Source organism: Brevundimonas sp. FG8, assembly GCF_057808845.1.
Map to the genome: position 1 here is coordinate 421,249 of NZ_JBMDIU010000001.1, position 15,349 is coordinate 436,597.

Consider the following 15,349-nt stretch of genomic DNA (forward strand, 5'->3'; position numbering starts at 1 on the left):
AGCGCCGTAGGTCACGTCAGGATCAGGCCGCGCGCGAGGCGGCGCCGCCGAAGTGCGGGTCCAGCTCGCCCGAAGCGTAGCGCTTGGCCATCTGGGCGGTAGACAGCGGCTTGATCTTCGAAGCCTGACCTTCGCAGCCGAACTGCTGATAGCGCTCGATGCAAAGCTTGCGCATGGCTTCCTTGGCGGGCTTCAGATAGGCGCGCGGGTCGAACTCGCCCGGCTTCTCGGCCAGCACCTTGCGGATGGCGCCGGTGATGGCCATCCGGTTGTCGGTGTCGATGTTGATCTTGCGCACGCCGTGCTTGATGCCGCGCTGGATCTCCTCGACCGGCACGCCCCAGGTCTGGGGCATCTGGCCGCCGTACTGGTTGATGATGTCCTGCAGGTCCTGCGGCACCGACGACGAGCCGTGCATCACCAGATGGGTGTCCGGCAGGCGGCGGTGGATTTCCTCGATCACGTTCATGGCCAGCACTTCGCCGTCCGGCTTGCGGCTGAATTTGTAGGCGCCGTGGCTGGTGCCCATAGCGATCGCCAGGGCGTCGACCTTGGTGGCGCGCACGAAATCGACCGCCTGATCCGGGTCGGTCAGCAGGGCCGAGTGGTCCAGCTTGCCCTCGAACCCGTGGCCGTCCTCGGCCTCGCCCATGCCGGTTTCCAGCGAGCCCAGCACGCCCAGCTCGCCCTCGACCGAGACGCCGCAGCTGTGGGCCATCTGGGTGACGCGACGGGTGACGTCGACGTTGTACTCGTAGCTGGCCGGGGTCTTGGCGTCCTCTTCCAGCGAGCCGTCCATCATCACCGAGGTGAAGCCGTACTGGATGGCGGTGGCGCAGGTCGCCGGGCCGTTGCCGTGGTCCTGGTGCATGCAGACCGGGATATGAGGGTACAGCTCGGCCAGGGCGTCGATCAGCTTGGCCAGAACGATGTCGTTGGCGTAGCTACGGGCGCCGCGTGAGGCCTGGATGATGACCGGCGCGTTGACCTCATGGGCGGCCTCCATGATGGCGAGGCCCTGCTCCATGTTGTTGATGTTGTACGCGGGCAGGCCGTAGCCTTCCTCGGCCGCGTGATCGAGCAGTTGTCGCAGCGTGATGCGCGCCATGGCGTGGTCTCCTGAGCCCTTTTGATTTTGGGCAGGGTTTAGACCGGCGACGGATGGAAGTCACGTCGTGTTACAGCCGGGCAGGCCCGTCCCTGCAAGGAAGAACGGGCCTGTGGCGGGCAAGCGACGCCCGTGGAGCCGTCAGGCCTGAAGCGCTTCGACGCCGGGCAGGGGCTTGCCTTCCATCCACTCCAGGAAGGCGCCGCCCGCAGTCGAGACGAAGGTCATGTCGTCGGCGACCTTGGCGTGATGCAGGGCCGCGACGGTGTCGCCGCCGCCGGCCACGGCGACCAGCTTGCCGGCCTTGGCCTGTTCCGCTGCGTGCTGGGCGGCGGCCACGGTGGCGCGATCAAACGGCGGCACCTCGAACACGCCCAGCGGGCCGTTCCAGATCAGGGTCTTCGACGCATCCATCGCCGCGATCAGACGGGAGACGGTCTCGGGACCGGCGTCCAGAATGCGGTCGTCGGCCTGAATGGCGTCCAGTCCGCGCACGTCCGGCTCGACACCCGGCGTCAGGCCCTTGGCCGTCACCACATCGACCGGCAGCAAGAGTTCGCAGCCCTTGGCCTCGGCCTCGGCCATGATCTCGCGCGCGGTGTCGGCCAGATCCTTTTCACACAGCGAGGCGCCGACATCGTGCCCTTGGGCGAACAGGAAGGTGTTGGCCATGCCGCCGCCGATGGCGAGGCGGTCCAGCTTGCCGACGAGGTTCTTCAGCAGATCCAGCTTGGTCGAGACCTTCGACCCGCCGACGATGCCGATCACCGGCTTCTGCGGATTGCCCAGCGCGGCGTCCAGCGCATCCAGTTCACGGCGCATCGACTCGCCCGCATAGGCGGGCAGCAGGCGGGCCAGACCCTCGGTCGAGGCGTGGGCGCGGTGCGCGGCGGAGAAGGCGTCGTTCACATAGACGTCGCCCAGTTCCGCCAGTTGCGCGGCGAAGGCCGGGTCATTGCTTTCCTCACCCGCGTGGAATCGGACGTTCTCCAGCAGGATCACGCCGCCCGCGTCCAGATCAGCCACCGCCGCCTTGGCTACATCGCCCACGCAGTCGTCGGCGAACCGCACCGGCGCGCCCAGCAGGTTTTCGAGCGGCTCGACCACCGGCTTCAGGCTCATGGTCGAAACCCGCTGGCCCTTGGGCCGGTCGAAGTGCGCCAGCAGCGCCACCTTGGCGCCGGCGTCCCGCAGCTTCTGGATCGTCGGCAGGGCGACGCGCAGGCGGGTATCCTCGGTGACCTTTCCGGCCTCCATCGGGACGTTGAAGTCCACGCGAACCAGCGCCGTCTTGCCAGCGAGGTCCTTGGCGTCGTCGAGGGTGCGGAAGGTCATGGGGTGCCGGGTCTCGAGAGATTAGAAAGGATTGCAGACAGGATAGGCCATGAGCCAATTTTGCCGGGCGGCAAACCCGAATAGGAGGAGCGCGAGCACCGTCAGAACAATCGTCAGCGGTGAGCGGGGAGCGGGTCGAACAAATGCGACGAGAGCGGCGAGCCATAGCGCTCCCAGCAACGCGAACACCGTCGATCCGGCGAAGGCGCCGAGTCCCGTTCCGGGCATTCTATGATCGAGCGTTGGGCCGAACATCGCGGGGTAGAAGACTACATTTCGGATGAAGCAACCCAGCGTCACGCCCATCGACGCGACCGGGGCTGCCATGACGATCACGATTCCATGCAGGAACCGGCCGGCACGGGGCCCCGGCTTCAGCATCAGAGGAACTTCGCCATCTGCAGGGCGGTGTCGCTCATGCGGGTCGCGAAGCCCCACTCGTTGTCGTACCAGCTCAGCACGCGGGCCAGCTTGCCGTCGACGACCTGCGTCTGCGGCAGGGCGGCGGTCGACGAGACGGCGATGTGGTTCAGGTCGGTGGACACGACTGGATCGTTGGTTGTGAACAGCACGCCCTTCATCGGACCGTCGGCCGCAGCCTGCAGGGCGGCGTTGATCTCTTGCGCCGTCACTTCGCGCCCGGCGACGACCTTCAGGTCGACGACCGAGACGTTCGGGGTCGGGACGCGGATCGACGAGCCGTCCAGCTTGCCCTTCAGTTCCGGCAGCACGAGGCCGAGCGCCTTGGCGGCGCCGGTCGAGGTCGGGATCATCGACAGGGCGGCGGCGCGGCCGCGGTACAGATCCTTGTGCATCGTATCCAGCGTCGGCTGGTCGCCGGTGTAGGCGTGGATGGTGGTCATGTAGCCGCGCTCGATGCCGAACAGGTCGTTCAGCACCTTGGCCACCGGGGCCAGGGCGTTGGTGGTGCAGGAGCCGTTCGAGACGATGATGTCGTCGGCGGTCAGGGTCTCGTGGTTGACCTTGAAGACGATGGTCTTGTCGGCGTTCTCGCCCGGCGCCGAGATCAGCACGCGCTTGGCGCCGGCCTTCAGGTGAGCCTCGGCCTTGTCACGGGCGGTGAAGATGCCGGTGCACTCGAACGCGATGTCGACGTTCAGTTCCTTGTGCGGCAGGTTAGCCGGATCGCGCTCGGCCGTCACCTTGATCTTGCCCAGACCCACGTCGATCCAGTCGTCGCCGTGCTCGACCGTGCCGGGGAAGCGGCCGTGGACCGAGTCGTACTTCAGCAGGTGGGCATTGGTGGACACCGGACCCAGATCGTTGATCGCCACGACCTCGATGTCACGACGACCGTGCTCGACGATCGAGCGCAGGACGAGGCGTCCGATACGGCCGAAACCATTGATGGCGACGCGAACGGTCATGGGCGGGGCTCCCTTTGGGTGATGCCGGAATATAGTTCGGCGCTTCAATGAGACCCAGAGCCCGGCGTTTCAACCCCGCGACCGTAACAAGACGTGATGAACTGTAACGCCCCGCCGGTCAGGACGCGCCCATGGGCACGGCCAGCCGGGCGATCAGGCCGCCGCCGCGACGGTTGGCCAGCGTCACATCGCCGCCCGCGCCCCGCGCCGCCTGCCGCGCCACGGTCAGACCCAGACCCGCGCCGCCGGTTTCCCGGTTGCGGGATTGCTCGCCACGTCGGAAAGGTTCGAACACCGCCTCCAGCTCGGCGTCCGGCAGGCCGGGGCCGTCATCCTCGACCGTGATGACCGCCTGGCCATCCAGCGCGAAGGCCTTCACCCGCGCCGCGCCGCCGTACTTCACCGCATTGCCGATCAGATTGTCCAACGCCCGCCGCAGCGCCGCCGGGTCCGCCAGTACGTTCAGATGAGCGCCGCCGTCGAAGACCACGTCCGCGCCGGTCTCGGCGAAGCCCGCCGCGCAGTCGGCGGCCAGGGCGTCCAGATCGACCGTCTCGCTGCGTTCCGGCGTCGTCTCGCCGCGCACGAAAGCCATGGCCTGTGCGATCAGGGCGTCCATCTCCTCGATATCCGCGACCATCCGGTCCCGCACCGCGTCCGGCGCCGATTCCGCGCGGAAGCGCAGGCGGGTCAGGGGCGTCCGCAGGTCATGCGCGATCGCCGCCACCGTCTGTGTCCGCTGGCGCATGTGATTGCGCAGAGAGGCCTGCATGTCGTTGAACGCGTGTATGGCGGTCCGCACCTCCGAGGGCCCGGAGGGCGTCAGCGGCTCGGCTTCCGGGTCGGCGCCCAGACGCTCGGCGGCGCCCGCGAACACCCGGATCGGGCGGGTCAGCCTCTGCGCCATCCACCACACCAGCGGCGCCAGCAGCAGGACCGAGATGCCCAGCGCCAGCAGGACCCGCTGCTGCCAGGGTGACAGCAGGCCGTGCGGCGGCTCGACCGTCGCCCAGCGCCCGTCGTCCTGCTGCACCGAGGCGGTGAAGGGCGCGAACGTCAGCCGGTCGGCCCGGATCGTGAACTGCTGGACGCTGGAGTTGACCACGATCCGTCCGCCACGCTCGGGGCGGCTCATGAGAAAGCGCGTGGCGGCGTCGGTGGGCGACGTGGCTGTCGGCCCCTCTGTCCGTCGGGCCTCGCTCTCGGTCGCGCCGGACTTTCCGACGGCATCCGGGCGCACGAAGACGTAGTTGATCTCACCCGCGGGCCTCATGCGGATCGGCGGACCATCCGGGCTGGGGCCCCGGCGACGCGGCGGGCCGCGTTCGACCGAGACGCGCACCTTGTTCGCAGACACCCCCAACCGGTCAGCCAGCGAGGCGGCGATGGCCAGAGCGACAGGGTCGTGGGAATCCCGCTCGGTCCGCTTGACCGGCTGATCAGTGATCTGGCGCTGCAGGGGGCGGCCGTCCGAGGTCTCCGCCGTCTCGCCCTTCAGCGCCTTGCTGGCCGCGTCGATGCTGAAGCCCACAGGCTTCGGGTCTGGCGACAGCACCACGAGCGCGAAGGTCACCGCTTGCGACAGGACCAGCGCCAGCACCGCCAGCGCGGCGACCTGGAACAGGACCGGGAAGGAACTCGGACGTTTCAAGCGGCGCCCCTCAGACGCTCGACCTTCACATCGAACATATAGCCTTCGCCGCGCAGGGTCTGGATCATCTCCAGCCCTGACCCGTCGTCCAGCTTCTTCCTCAGACGGCTGATCTGCACGTCCATTGCGCGGTCGAAGACATCGGCGTCCGAGCCCCGGGCGCGCTCCAGCAGCTGGTCACGGGTCAGCACCCGGCCGGGCCGCTCGGCGAAGGCGCGCAGCAGGGCGAACTCTCCGGCGGACAGGCTGACCAGTTCGCCGTCCGGTCGCGTCAGTTCGCGACGCAGCAGGTCCAGTTTCCAGCCCGCGAAGCTCAGGGCGGGGCCGCCTGTGCTGACGGCGTCCTCGCGCGGACGGCGCAGCACCGCCCGCACCCGCGCCAGCAGTTCGCGCGGATTGCACGGCTTGGCCAGATAGTCATCGGCGCCCAGCTCCAGACCGATGATCCGGTCCATGTCCTCGCCCATGGCGCTCAGCATGATGATCGGCACGCCCTTGCCGGAGATGCGGCGGCAGACGGACAGGCCGTCCTCGCCCGGCATCATCAGGTCCAGCACGATGAGGTCCGGCGCCTGAAGCGCGATGGCGCGATCCATCTCGGCGGCGGATGCGGCGCCCACGGCCTCATAGCCGTGCTGACCGAGGTAATCACAAAGCACCTCACGGATGCCGGGGTCGTCATCGACGACGAGAACGCGGGACGTATCAACTTGCATGGGAGCCATTCTGACCGAGCACGGCGGCGCCGTCATTTCAGCGCTGAAATATTATGGGCGAACGTTGAAATATCTGTGCAAGCGCCGGGTGGTCCAAAGGGGGGCATCGAAACTTCGGAGCCGAACCCCCATGCTCTCCCTGATCGCCCTTTCCGCCGCCCTCCTGCAGGAACCGCCGGCGCCGCTCCCGCCGCCGCCCGTCGAAGCGCACAGCCGCGTCGTTTTCCTCGGCGCCGATGGCGGCGCGCCCGGCGAACTGGACGCCGATAACGACGGCCAGGTCACCCGTGAGGAATTCGCAGCCCCGATGAACGGCGCCTTCGACCGCTTGGACAAGGATGCAGATGGTCGTCTTTCGCCTGACGAACTGGCCCGGCGTCCCGGCGCTCTCGAAGACGGCGTCACGATCCGCCGTCTCGGCGACGGCGAGGTCCAGCGCTTCGAACTGCGCCGTCCCGGTCCGGCGGGCGAAAGCCCGGCCCGCTTCAGCCGTGATGGCGGACGGACTGTGGTGTTTATCTCGCCTGATGATGACAGCGCCGGGTCCCGGGTGGTCGTGCGGCCCCGTCGGGGCGGCCCCGGCGTCATCCGGTTCGACGGCGTCGGTCCCGGCGGCAGCCTGCCTCACGGAGGCCGCGTCGTGGTCCATGCCGCCGATGGTCCAGGAAACCGCGACCTCGACAAGGACGGCGACGGCAAGATCAGCGAGGCCGAGTTCACCGCGCCCTTGCGTGAAGCCTTCGCGCGCATGGACGCGGATCGTTCCGGCTTCATCGAGGAAGGCGAACGGGGCCGCGACGGCGAGGTCCGAGTCTTCACCCACCGCATCGAGACTCCGGACGACGAGTGATCCGCACCCGTCGATTTCGTGATTTGGCCGTCGCTCGACCGGCACCATAACGTGGACGGATGATCTTCCGTCGTCTCGTCACACGACTGACCGCGTCAGCCGCGATGGGCCTTGCGCTCATCGCGGCGCCGTCGTTCGCGGCGCCGGTGGTGGAAGGGCCTGTCGTCACCGCCCCGCTCGGCATCGCGGCGTCATCCCCGACAAGGGAACGGGCCCGGATGAACCAGCGGGTGTTCGACCGGGTCTGGGGCGAGGTGCGGACCCAGTACTATGACCCTGACCTGCACGGCGTCGATTGGGACGCGGCGCGTCGCACCTATCGTCCACAGGCCCTGCAGGCCGTCGACGACCGGTCGCTCTATCTGGTCATCGACCAGATGTTGAACCTTCTTGATGACGACCATGCCGGGGCCTCATCGCCCGCCGTCGCGCATCGGCAGGACACCCTGCGCCAGCGCCGCGCCGCCATCGGCCTGTCCCTGCGTCCCGATCCCGTCCACCACGGCGACTACCGGATCGAGGCCGTGCGGCGGGGCTCGCCCGCTGAAGCCGCCGGGGTTCAGGAAGGCTGGCGGCTGCGCGTCAGCGAAGACGGCTGGAGTCCGGAAGTCGATGTCACCGAGGGGCGGACTCTCAGTCTGGTCTTTCTGGATGACGAGGACCGTCCGCACGCGCTGGACCTGACCCCGGTGGTCATGGAGCCGCAGCCGGCCTTCGCCGCAGACCGGTCGCGCCCAGGCGTGGTGGTCCTGCGGATCGAGGGGTTTGAGGCCGGTCTCGGTCGCTGGATGGGGCAGGAACTCGCCGACCTCTCGCCGGACACAGATCTGATCATCGACCTGCGGGGCAATCCCGGCGGACGCCTGATGGAGGCCGACGCGGTTCTCAGCTGCTTCCTGCCGCGTGATCAGGCTTGGGCGACGCGCACCCCGCGCTCGGGCCGCCACATCGTGCTGAGCACCGCGGGCGGCTGCGGTGATCTGGACGCGCCAGTCTCCAATCCGGTCGCGGTTCTGGTCGACAGCGACAGCCGGTCCGCCGCCGAACTGACCCCCGCCGCCTTGCAGGAGGCCGGGCGCGCCGTCGTCGTGGGCGAACGGACCGCCGGCGCGGTGCTGATCTCGCAGGAAACCCGCCTGCCCGACGGCGGGCGGCTAACCCTCAGCCGGTCGGATTTCGTCACCTCCGGCGGCGTCCGTCTGGAGAAACGTGGCGTGATCCCGGATGTGGAGGCGTCCGCCACCCGTCTGGACCGGCGCGAGGGCCGCGATCCGGCGCTGGACGCCGCGATAACTCTCCTGTCCGGCGAAACCGCCTTGGCTGATCCCGCGCCTTCGCTCTAGCCTGCGCGCATGTCCCGTTTCAGCCTGCGCATCCTCTTCGTCGGTCTGGCGCTGTCGCTCGCGGCCTGCGCCTCCATTCCCTATGCCAAGCCCGATGTGCTTCCGCCGCCGGTGCGGGTCGCTGACGGTTCGCCGGAGCGCGCGGCGCTGAATGGTGAGGTCTGGGATGCGGCGGTCCGTTACACCGAGCGGCTGTTCTACAAGCCCGACTTCGGCGGCGTGCCCTTCTCGCAGGAGGCGGCCGCCCGCCGCCCCGCAGCCGTCTCCTCGCCTGACGAAGACCAGTTCTATGCCCGGCTGACCGAACTGCTGGATCTGCTGGACGACGACCACACGCATGCCCTCGGCCCGGTCGAACGCGAGATGGTCCGCGCCCGCGAATTGGGCGAGTCGCGGGCCGGGTACGGCGTCGTCGTTACAGCGCGCGGGGATGACCGCGTCGTCGCCTTGGTCCGCCCCGGCACGCCCGCGGCCGAGGCCGGCGTCCTGCCGGGCTGGCGGATCGACAGCGTCAACGACTTCCCGATCCTCGTCGCGCCTCCAGCCGTGGCGGGTCGAACGGACCGTGTGGTCTTCATTGACGATGATCAGGCCCGGCGCACGCTCGACCTGACGGCGGTTCTGCTGGAACCTCGCCCCCGCTTCGAGGCCCGGACGCTGGCCGACGGCGTGGCCTATATCCGCTTCGATGACTTCGACCTGGCCCGATACAATCAGTTCAAGGCCGAGATGGAGCGGCTGGCCGAAACCCCGCCGCCGGGCCTGATCATCGACCTGCGCTCCAACGGGGGCGGTGGTCTGAACTTCGCGGGGCTCATCCAGTCGTGGTTCTTCCCGGACAAGCAGGACATCACCGTACTGCGGGGGCGATTCATCGACCGGCGCATGTTCGCCGATCCCGCGCCGCATCCCTACGCCGGGCCGGTCGCGATCATCGTCGGGCCCGGCTCGGCCAGCGCCTCGGAACTGCTGTCCGGCGTCATGCAGGAGAAGGGCAGGGCGGTGGTCGTCGGCGAGACCACCCGCGGCGCGGTCACCGGAACACGCGCGATCAACCTGCCGGACGGCGGCCTTCTGCGCGTCGGCATGATCGTCATGACCACCCCGGCCGGACGCAATCTGGAGAAGGTCGGCGTAATCCCGGACGTCGTGGCGCCGGACGATTGGCGCGCCGTCCGCGATGGGCGGGACCCGCCGCTGGACGCCGCACTGGCGAACGTGCGCGAGCGGGCGGCCGCTTCAATCGAGGTGTCAGCCGGCGACCGGCCGGACCTTCCCTGACGCTTCACGGGCCCGCTCGCGGGCCTGATCGGTGTCCGCGCCCCGCGCCAGCGCCACGCCCATCCGGCGACGCTCGAAGCTCTCCGGCTTGCCGAACAGGCGCAGGTCGGCGGTCGGCACCGACAAGGCCTCGGCCACACCCTCGAAGGCGATGCCCACCGCGTCCATGCCCCCGTAGATAACCGCGCTGGCGCCCGGCTCACGCTGGCTGACATCCACCGGCAGGCCCAGAATGGCGCGGGCGTGCAGGGCGAACTCGCTCATCGTCTGGGTGGCCAGCGTCACCAGTCCGGTGTCGTGCGGGCGCGGGCTGACTTCCGAGAACCAGACCTGTTCGCCCTTCACGAACAGCTCCACCCCGAAGACGCCCAGACCGCCCAGTACGTCCGTGATCTTGCGTCCGATATCCTGTGCTGAGGCCAGCGCGGCGGCGGTCATCGCCTGCGGCTGCCAGCTCTCGACATAGTCGCCCTTCACCTGCCGGTGGCCGATGGGCGCGCAGAAGTCTGTGCGGATCGAACCGTCCGCCGCCTTCGAGCGCACGGTCAGCAGGGTGATCTCGAAATCGAAGTCGATCTTGCCCTCGACGATCACCGTCGCCGTCTCGACCCGCCCGCCCGACTGCGCATAGGCCCAGGCGTTGGGGGCGTCCTCGATGGCCTCCACCATCGACTGGCCCTTGCCCGACGACGACATCACCGGCTTTACGAACACCGGCAGGCCGATCTCATGCGCCGCGGCGGCCAATTGGGCGGCCGAGGTGGCGAAGGCATAGGGGCTGGTCGGCAGGCCCAGTTCCTCGGCCGCCAGACGACGGATGCCCTCGCGGTTCATGGTCAGCTGGGTCGCGCGGGCGGTCGGGATCACGGTCGCCATCCCGGCTTCCTCGATCCGCGCCAGCACGTCCGTGGCGATGGCTTCGATCTCCGGCACGATGATGTGCGGGGCCTCGGCCATGATCAGGCCGTTCAGCACCTGCGGATCGGTCATCGGGATGACGTGGCTGCGGTGCGCCACCTGCATCGCCGGGGCGTTCGGATAGCGATCAATCGCGATCACCTCGGCGCCCAGCCGCTGCAGCTCGATGGCGACCTCCTTGCCCAACTCGCCCGAGCCCAGAAGCATCACGCGAATGGCGGAGTCGGAAAGCGGGGTGCCGAGGCGCATGGGGTCAGTCTCCGGTCAGTTGGCGGGCGGCAGGGCGTACAGCCGCCGGAAGGCGTCCAGTGCGGCGCCATGATAGATGGTGGCGTGGCTCTCGGTCGGGCGCGGCTCATAGGTCCAGCTGACGCCCGGCATGGCGAAGTCTCGCAGATTGCCGACCAGAACATCCATCGCCGCCTGCATCTCTCCGCCCTCGTCGCCGATGGTCAGGATCAGGGTGCGCGGGTCGTTCGAGTGGTCGCGCAGATGCGCGCCCGCCTGCCGCGCCAACTGTCCGCCGTCCCACCACAGGCTGGGGCTGACGGCGACCCAGGCGTCGAACATCTGCGGTTCCTTGAGGAAGGTCTCCACGACGAACAGACCGGCCAGCGACTCGCCCATCAGAGCGCTCTCGCCGCTGGTGCGATAGCGCCCCTCGATGAAGGGCAGGACCTCGTCGTTCAGGAACTGGCGGAATCGGGCCGACTGTCCCTGTGTCGGATATTGCGCGATCAGGTCCGCGTCTTCCGTCGGCAGGGCCAGCTCGTTGCGCCGGTCCACGGATGCGACGCCCACCACGATCACGTCGCGCGTCGTGCCGACGATGGTTCCCAATTGGGCGATGCCAGAGATGTGGTGGAAGTCCTGCGCCTGTCCGCCGTCCAGCAGGTACAGCACCGGATAGGTCTGGCCGGACTCCGCATAGCCGGGCGGCAGCCAGACATTGATCTCCCGCGTAGCGCCGTATGTCGCCGAGGGCAGGGCGTACGACTGGCCGATCACAATGGGCGTCGGCTCGACAGTCTGCGCCGCCGCCGGAACAGCGAAAGCCAGGGCAACGACAGCGACGACGATACGGAACATCAGGCGGCCTCTCCGGCGGGCTGGATCAGATCCCAGGCGTTGCCATACAGGTCCTCGAACACCGCCACCACGCCATACGGCTCATGCCTCGGCGTCTCGCGGAAGGTCACCCCCGCCGCAGTCCACGCCGCATGATCCCGCGCGAAGTCCTGGGTCTCCAGAAACAGCCAGACCCGCCCGCCGGCCTGATCGCCGATGCGGGTGACCTGCTCCGGCGTCGTCGCCTTGGCCAGCAGCAGGGCTGTGTCCCCGCCCTTCGGCGTCACTGTCACCCACCGCTTGCCGCCGCCCATGTCGGTGTCGCTGGTCAGGTCGAAACCCAGCTTGCCGACATAGAACGCGATGGCCTCGTCGTAGTCGCGGACCAGCAGGCTGACGGCGCCGAGGCGGCTCATCGGATCAGAGCCGCGACTTGACCGCGTCCACCACCGCTTCAGTGGTGATGCCGAACTTCTCGTACAGCACTTCCGCCGGAGCGGAGGCGCCGAAGCCGGTCATGCCGACGAAGCCGCCGTCCTCGCCGATGAAGCGCTCCCAACCCTGCTGCAGGGCGGCCTCCACGGCGACGCGCACGGTGCCGCGGCCGATGATGCTGTCCTGATAGGCCTTGGGCTGCGCGAAGAAGAGCTCGAAGCAGGGAACCGAGACCACGCGGGTCGGGATGTTGTTGGCCTCCAGACGGTCGGCCGCTTCCAGCGCCAGCGGAACTTCGGTGCCGGTGGCGAACAGGGTGGCCTTGGCCTCGCCCTTGGCGGCGCGCAGTTCATAGGCGCCCTTGGCCGTCAGGTTCTCCGACGAGGCGGTGACGCGCACGGCGGCGGTCTTCTGCCGCGACAGGCACAGCGCCGACGGTGCGTCCTTGGTCTGCAGCGCGACCTTCCAGGCTTCCATCGCCTCGATGGTGTCCGCCGGGCGGAAGACCAGCAGGTTCGGAATGGCGCGCAGGGCGGCCAGATGTTCGACCGGCTGGTGGGTCGGGCCGTCTTCGCCCAGACCGATCGAGTCGTGCGTCAGCACGTGCACCGCGCGCACGCCCATCAGGGCGCCGAGGCGGATCGCCGGACGGCTGTAGTCCGAGAACACCATGAAGGTGCCGCCATACGGGATCACCCCGCCGTGCAGAGCCAGACCGTTCATCGCCGCGGCCATGCCGAACTCGCGGATGCCGTAGTTGATGTAGCGGCCTTCATAGGTCGGGGCGTCGAGGATCGGGGTGTCCTTGACGAAGGTGTTGTTCGAGCCGGTCAGGTCGGCCGAGCCGCCGACCAGTTCCGGGATCGCGGCGAACAGTTCGTCCAGCGCGGCGCCCGACGACTGGCGGGTCGCTTGGGCGGGCTTGGTCTCGACCAGTTCTGCGATCTTCGCGTCCAGCTTGGCGAACGCGCCGTCCGGCAGTTCACCCTTCATGGCGCGGGTGAAGTCGGCGGCCTGTTTCGACTCGCTCAGGCGGGCTTCCCATGCCTTGCGGTCCTTGGCGCCCTTGCGGCCGACCTTGCGCCAGGCCGACAGGACATTTTCCGGCATTTCGAACGGGGCATGATCCCAGCTGAGACCCAGCCGGGTCGCCGCGATCTCGGCCGCGCCCAGCGCCGCGCCGTGGGTCTTGTGGCTGCCTTCCATCGTGGCGGCGCCGCGACCGATCTTGGTCTTGCAGGCGATCAGCGTCGGCTTGTCCTGCTTCGTCGCCCATTGCAGGGCCGACTTCACGGCCTTCATGTCGTGGCCGTCGACGGCCTTGACTGCCCATCCGGCGGCCTTGAACCGCGCCTTCTGGTCCGTGACGTCCGACAGGGAGACCTTGCCGTCGATGGTGATGTCGTTGTCGTCCCACAGGACGTGCAGCTTGTTCAGCTTCAGACGGCCGGCCAACGCGATGGCCTCCTGCGACACGCCTTCCATCAGGCAGCCGTCACCGGCGATCACCCACGTCCGGTGATCCACCAGATCGGCGCCGTACCTGGCCGCCAGATGACGTTCCGCCAGCGCGAAGCCCACCGAGGTAGCCAGACCCTGACCCAGCGGTCCGGTGGTCACTTCAACACCCGGCATGTGGCCATACTCGGGGTGACCCGCGGTCTTCGAACCCCACTGACGGAAGTTCGACAGCTCTTCCTTGGTCGCGGCCTTGTAGCCGGTCAGGTGCAGCAGGGCGTAGATCAGCATCGAGCCGTGACCGGCCGACAGAATGAAGCGGTCGCGGTCGGCCCAATCGGGGCGGCTCGCGTCGAACTTCAGAAACTTCGAGAAGAGGACCGTCGCCACGTCCGCCATCCCCATCGGCATGCCGGGGTGCCCGCTCTTCGCCTTTTCTACGCCATCCATGGCCAGTACGCGGATCGCGTCCGCCATCTGCTTCGGGGTGGCTTTCGCGGGTACGGCTTTGGCGTCGGTCACTGTGGAGACCTTTCGTCGGAGGCGGAAAAAGGGAGGCGCGCCGCTTTACCCCGACGCGCGCGCGGGTTCTATACGGAATCTGGAGGTTCTGACCGGATGGATGCTGCAACGGCCGCTAAGGATCGTGTCGACAGGGCGCTGGCCCTGCTTGAACGCCGCCTGCTGGACCTGAAAAGCCGCGCCGCGGGCGCCAGCCGCGTGCCCGACGACGACCTGTTCGCGCCCCAGCCGTCCAGCGAGACTGACCGCGCCCGCATTCATGAGCTGGAGTCCGCGGGTCGTGACGCCGCCGAGGCCCTGTCCCGCGCCGCCGATGCGATTCGCGAAACCCTCTCCGAGCAGGAGGGGCGCTGATGGCTACCGTCACCGTCGAAATCAACGGCCGACCCTACGCCGTCGGCTGCGCGGATGGTCAGGAAGACCGCGTGCGCGCTCTTGCGTCCCAGTTTGACGGCCATGTTCGTCAGGTGGCGGGCGAAGTCGGTCACGTCGGGGACCTGCGCCTGTTCCTCATGGCCGGTCTGCTGCTGGCCGACGAATTGCATGAGGCCCGCACCAATGGCGGCGCGGCTCCCGTCGCCGAACCGGCGCCGCCGTCCAATGACGGCGTGGCCGAGGCGCTCAACGCTGTCGCCGCGCGCCTCGAAAAGATCGTCCAGGGTCTGTGACGCCCTGACGCAGCAGCGTTGCGTTGACCCGCAGTCTCTTCTGTCTGATATTTCTGTCATGACAGAAATAACGAAAATTCCTGCGCCATTGGAACGCTTCGTCCTGCACTGGGGCGAGATGGGCGGCTTCTGGGGCGTGAACCGTTCTGTCGCCCAGATCCATGCCTTCCTGATGACGGCTGAGAAGCCGATGACGGCGGAAGACATCGCCGTCGCCTTGGAAATGGCACGGTCCAACGTCTCCAACTCTCTGAAGGAGCTTCTGGCCTGGAACCTGATCCGGCGGGTGCCGGTGCGCGGCGACCGTCGCGATCACTTCGAGGCCGAGGCTGATGTCTGGGAGGTCGCCTCCCGCATCGCCGCCGGTCGCAAGGCCAAGGAGATCGATCCCGCTCTGGAGACGCTGCGCGCCTGTGTCGCCGAGGCCGAGACGGACCCAACGGTTCATCCGGTCGCGCTGAAGCGGCTCAAGGAAATGCTCGAGTTCACCGAGACCATCGACCGCTGGTACGGCCAGATCACCACCGTGGCTCGGCCCAAGCTGATGGCGCTGCTGAAACTGGGGGCGCGCATCGCCGCCCTCATTCCCGGCGGCAAGTAGGACAGGA

General features: G+C 68.3%; 16 protein-coding genes. 6 read left to right on the plus strand and 10 right to left on the minus strand.

The genetic code is table 11. The features are described from left to right. Nucleotides 1-22: 22 nt before the first annotated feature. The 6 genes from fba to ACODRV_RS01970 all read right to left on the minus strand — a co-directional run bounded on the left by fba (nt 23) and on the right by ACODRV_RS01970 (nt 6,198). Nucleotides 23-1,108 carry a class II fructose-bisphosphate aldolase gene (gene fba / locus ACODRV_RS01945; protein ID WP_141626005.1) on the minus strand — a complete coding sequence of 362 codons (1,086 nt, stop codon included), beginning with the start codon at nt 1,106-1,108 and terminating at the stop codon, nt 23-25. 141 nt (nt 1,109-1,249) lie between these two features. After that, entirely contained in the window at nt 1,250-2,443 is a 1,194-nt protein-coding gene (locus ACODRV_RS01950) for a phosphoglycerate kinase (RefSeq protein ID WP_488907231.1), read from the minus strand. Nucleotides 2,444-2,464: 21 nt separating this feature from the next. Then, nucleotides 2,465-2,824 (minus strand): hypothetical protein, encoded by a 360-nt coding sequence (locus ACODRV_RS01955; protein ID WP_488907232.1) that lies wholly within the window; start codon nt 2,822-2,824, stop codon nt 2,465-2,467. Then, nucleotides 2,824-3,831, minus strand: coding sequence for a type I glyceraldehyde-3-phosphate dehydrogenase (gene gap / locus ACODRV_RS01960; protein ID WP_488907233.1), 1,008 nt, complete (start codon nt 3,829-3,831; stop codon nt 2,824-2,826). The genes ACODRV_RS01955 and gap overlap by 1 nt, the downstream gene beginning before the upstream one ends. Before the next feature lie 118 nt (nt 3,832-3,949). Continuing rightward, nucleotides 3,950-5,482 carry an ATP-binding protein gene (locus tag ACODRV_RS01965; RefSeq protein WP_488907234.1) on the minus strand — a complete coding sequence of 511 codons (1,533 nt, stop codon included), beginning with the start codon at nt 5,480-5,482 and terminating at the stop codon, nt 3,950-3,952. Continuing rightward, nucleotides 5,479-6,198, minus strand: coding sequence for a response regulator (locus ACODRV_RS01970; RefSeq protein WP_488907235.1), 720 nt, complete (start codon nt 6,196-6,198; stop codon nt 5,479-5,481). The genes ACODRV_RS01965 and ACODRV_RS01970 overlap by 4 nt, the downstream gene beginning before the upstream one ends. A 130-nt stretch (nt 6,199-6,328) precedes the next feature. Here ACODRV_RS01970 and ACODRV_RS01975 point away from each other — a divergent pair, with 130 nt between their 5' ends. Genes ACODRV_RS01975 through ACODRV_RS01985 form a run of 3 tightly spaced genes read left to right on the plus strand, consistent with a single transcriptional unit; the run spans nt 6,329 to nt 9,672 of the window. After that, nucleotides 6,329-7,048: a hypothetical protein gene (locus ACODRV_RS01975; protein WP_488907236.1), complete on the plus strand. Its 720-nt coding sequence runs from the start codon at nt 6,329-6,331 to the stop codon at nt 7,046-7,048. 59 nt (nt 7,049-7,107) lie between these two features. After that, complete coding sequence (locus ACODRV_RS01980) at nt 7,108-8,391, plus strand: S41 family peptidase (RefSeq protein WP_141626012.1); 1,284 nt, start codon at nt 7,108-7,110, stop codon at nt 8,389-8,391. 9 nt (nt 8,392-8,400) lie between these two features. Next, nucleotides 8,401-9,672, plus strand: a complete 1,272-nt coding sequence (locus ACODRV_RS01985; protein WP_488907237.1) for a S41 family peptidase — start codon at nt 8,401-8,403, stop codon at nt 9,670-9,672. Here ACODRV_RS01985 and purT read toward each other — a convergent pair. The 4 genes from purT to tkt are packed head-to-tail and all read right to left on the minus strand — an operon-like array spanning nt 9,643 to nt 14,073. After that, the gene (gene purT / locus ACODRV_RS01990) at nt 9,643-10,839 is read right to left on the minus strand and encodes a formate-dependent phosphoribosylglycinamide formyltransferase (RefSeq protein WP_488907238.1); all 1,197 of its coding nucleotides are present in this window, start codon (nt 10,837-10,839) and stop codon (nt 9,643-9,645) included. The two genes, ACODRV_RS01985 and purT, sit on opposite strands and share 30 nt — an antisense overlap. 15 nt (nt 10,840-10,854) lie before the next feature. Continuing rightward, nucleotides 10,855-11,679, minus strand: coding sequence for an alpha/beta hydrolase (locus ACODRV_RS01995; RefSeq protein ID WP_488907239.1), 825 nt, complete (start codon nt 11,677-11,679; stop codon nt 10,855-10,857). Further along, nucleotides 11,679-12,074: a VOC family protein gene (locus ACODRV_RS02000; RefSeq protein WP_488907240.1), complete on the minus strand. Its 396-nt coding sequence runs from the start codon at nt 12,072-12,074 to the stop codon at nt 11,679-11,681. Before ACODRV_RS02000 ends, ACODRV_RS01995 begins: the two co-directional genes overlap by 1 nt. A 4-nt stretch (nt 12,075-12,078) precedes the next feature. Next, nucleotides 12,079-14,073: a transketolase gene (gene tkt, locus ACODRV_RS02005; protein WP_141626017.1), complete on the minus strand. Its 1,995-nt coding sequence runs from the start codon at nt 14,071-14,073 to the stop codon at nt 12,079-12,081. Between the two features lie 96 nt (nt 14,074-14,169). Between tkt and ACODRV_RS02010 the strand changes: the two genes are divergently transcribed. The 3 genes from ACODRV_RS02010 (at nt 14,170) to ACODRV_RS02020 (ending at nt 15,342) form a co-directional block, all read left to right on the plus strand. Further along, nucleotides 14,170-14,427, plus strand: a complete 258-nt coding sequence (locus ACODRV_RS02010; protein WP_141626018.1) for a hypothetical protein — start codon at nt 14,170-14,172, stop codon at nt 14,425-14,427. Next, a complete protein-coding gene (locus ACODRV_RS02015) occupies nt 14,427-14,741 on the plus strand; it encodes a cell division protein ZapA (RefSeq protein ID WP_141626019.1) in 315 nt (104 codons plus the stop codon). Before ACODRV_RS02010 ends, ACODRV_RS02015 begins: the two co-directional genes overlap by 1 nt. A gap of 88 nt (nt 14,742-14,829) precedes the next feature. Beyond that, nucleotides 14,830-15,342, plus strand: a complete 513-nt coding sequence (locus tag ACODRV_RS02020; protein WP_205750849.1) for a GbsR/MarR family transcriptional regulator — start codon at nt 14,830-14,832, stop codon at nt 15,340-15,342. The last annotated feature ends 7 nt before the right edge of the window (nt 15,343-15,349 follow it).

Excerpts from the sequence above, each read along its gene's own strand:
- ACODRV_RS01955 (WP_488907232.1), bottom strand. The coding sequence starts at position 2,824 with ATGCTGAAGCCGGGGCCCCGTGCCGGCCGGTTCCTGCATGGAATCGTG.
- ACODRV_RS02000 (WP_488907240.1), bottom strand. The coding sequence starts at position 12,074 with ATGAGCCGCCTCGGCGCCGTCAGCCTGCTGGTCCGCGACTACGACGAG.
- ACODRV_RS02015 (WP_141626019.1), top strand. The coding sequence starts at position 14,427 with ATGGCTACCGTCACCGTCGAAATCAACGGCCGACCCTACGCCGTCGGC.
- ACODRV_RS01975 (WP_488907236.1), top strand. The coding sequence starts at position 6,329 with ATGCTCTCCCTGATCGCCCTTTCCGCCGCCCTCCTGCAGGAACCGCCG.
- ACODRV_RS01950 (WP_488907231.1), bottom strand. The coding sequence starts at position 2,443 with ATGACCTTCCGCACCCTCGACGACGCCAAGGACCTCGCTGGCAAGACG.
- ACODRV_RS01970 (WP_488907235.1), bottom strand. The coding sequence starts at position 6,198 with ATGCAAGTTGATACGTCCCGCGTTCTCGTCGTCGATGACGACCCCGGC.
- ACODRV_RS01980 (WP_141626012.1), top strand. The coding sequence starts at position 7,108 with ATGATCTTCCGTCGTCTCGTCACACGACTGACCGCGTCAGCCGCGATG.
- fba (WP_141626005.1), bottom strand. The coding sequence starts at position 1,108 with ATGGCGCGCATCACGCTGCGACAACTGCTCGATCACGCGGCCGAGGAA.
- ACODRV_RS01995 (WP_488907239.1), bottom strand. The coding sequence starts at position 11,679 with ATGTTCCGTATCGTCGTCGCTGTCGTTGCCCTGGCTTTCGCTGTTCCG.
- gap (WP_488907233.1), bottom strand. The coding sequence starts at position 3,831 with ATGACCGTTCGCGTCGCCATCAATGGTTTCGGCCGTATCGGACGCCTC.
- ACODRV_RS02010 (WP_141626018.1), top strand. The coding sequence starts at position 14,170 with ATGGATGCTGCAACGGCCGCTAAGGATCGTGTCGACAGGGCGCTGGCC.
- purT (WP_488907238.1), bottom strand. The coding sequence starts at position 10,839 with ATGCGCCTCGGCACCCCGCTTTCCGACTCCGCCATTCGCGTGATGCTT.
- ACODRV_RS01985 (WP_488907237.1), top strand. The coding sequence starts at position 8,401 with ATGTCCCGTTTCAGCCTGCGCATCCTCTTCGTCGGTCTGGCGCTGTCG.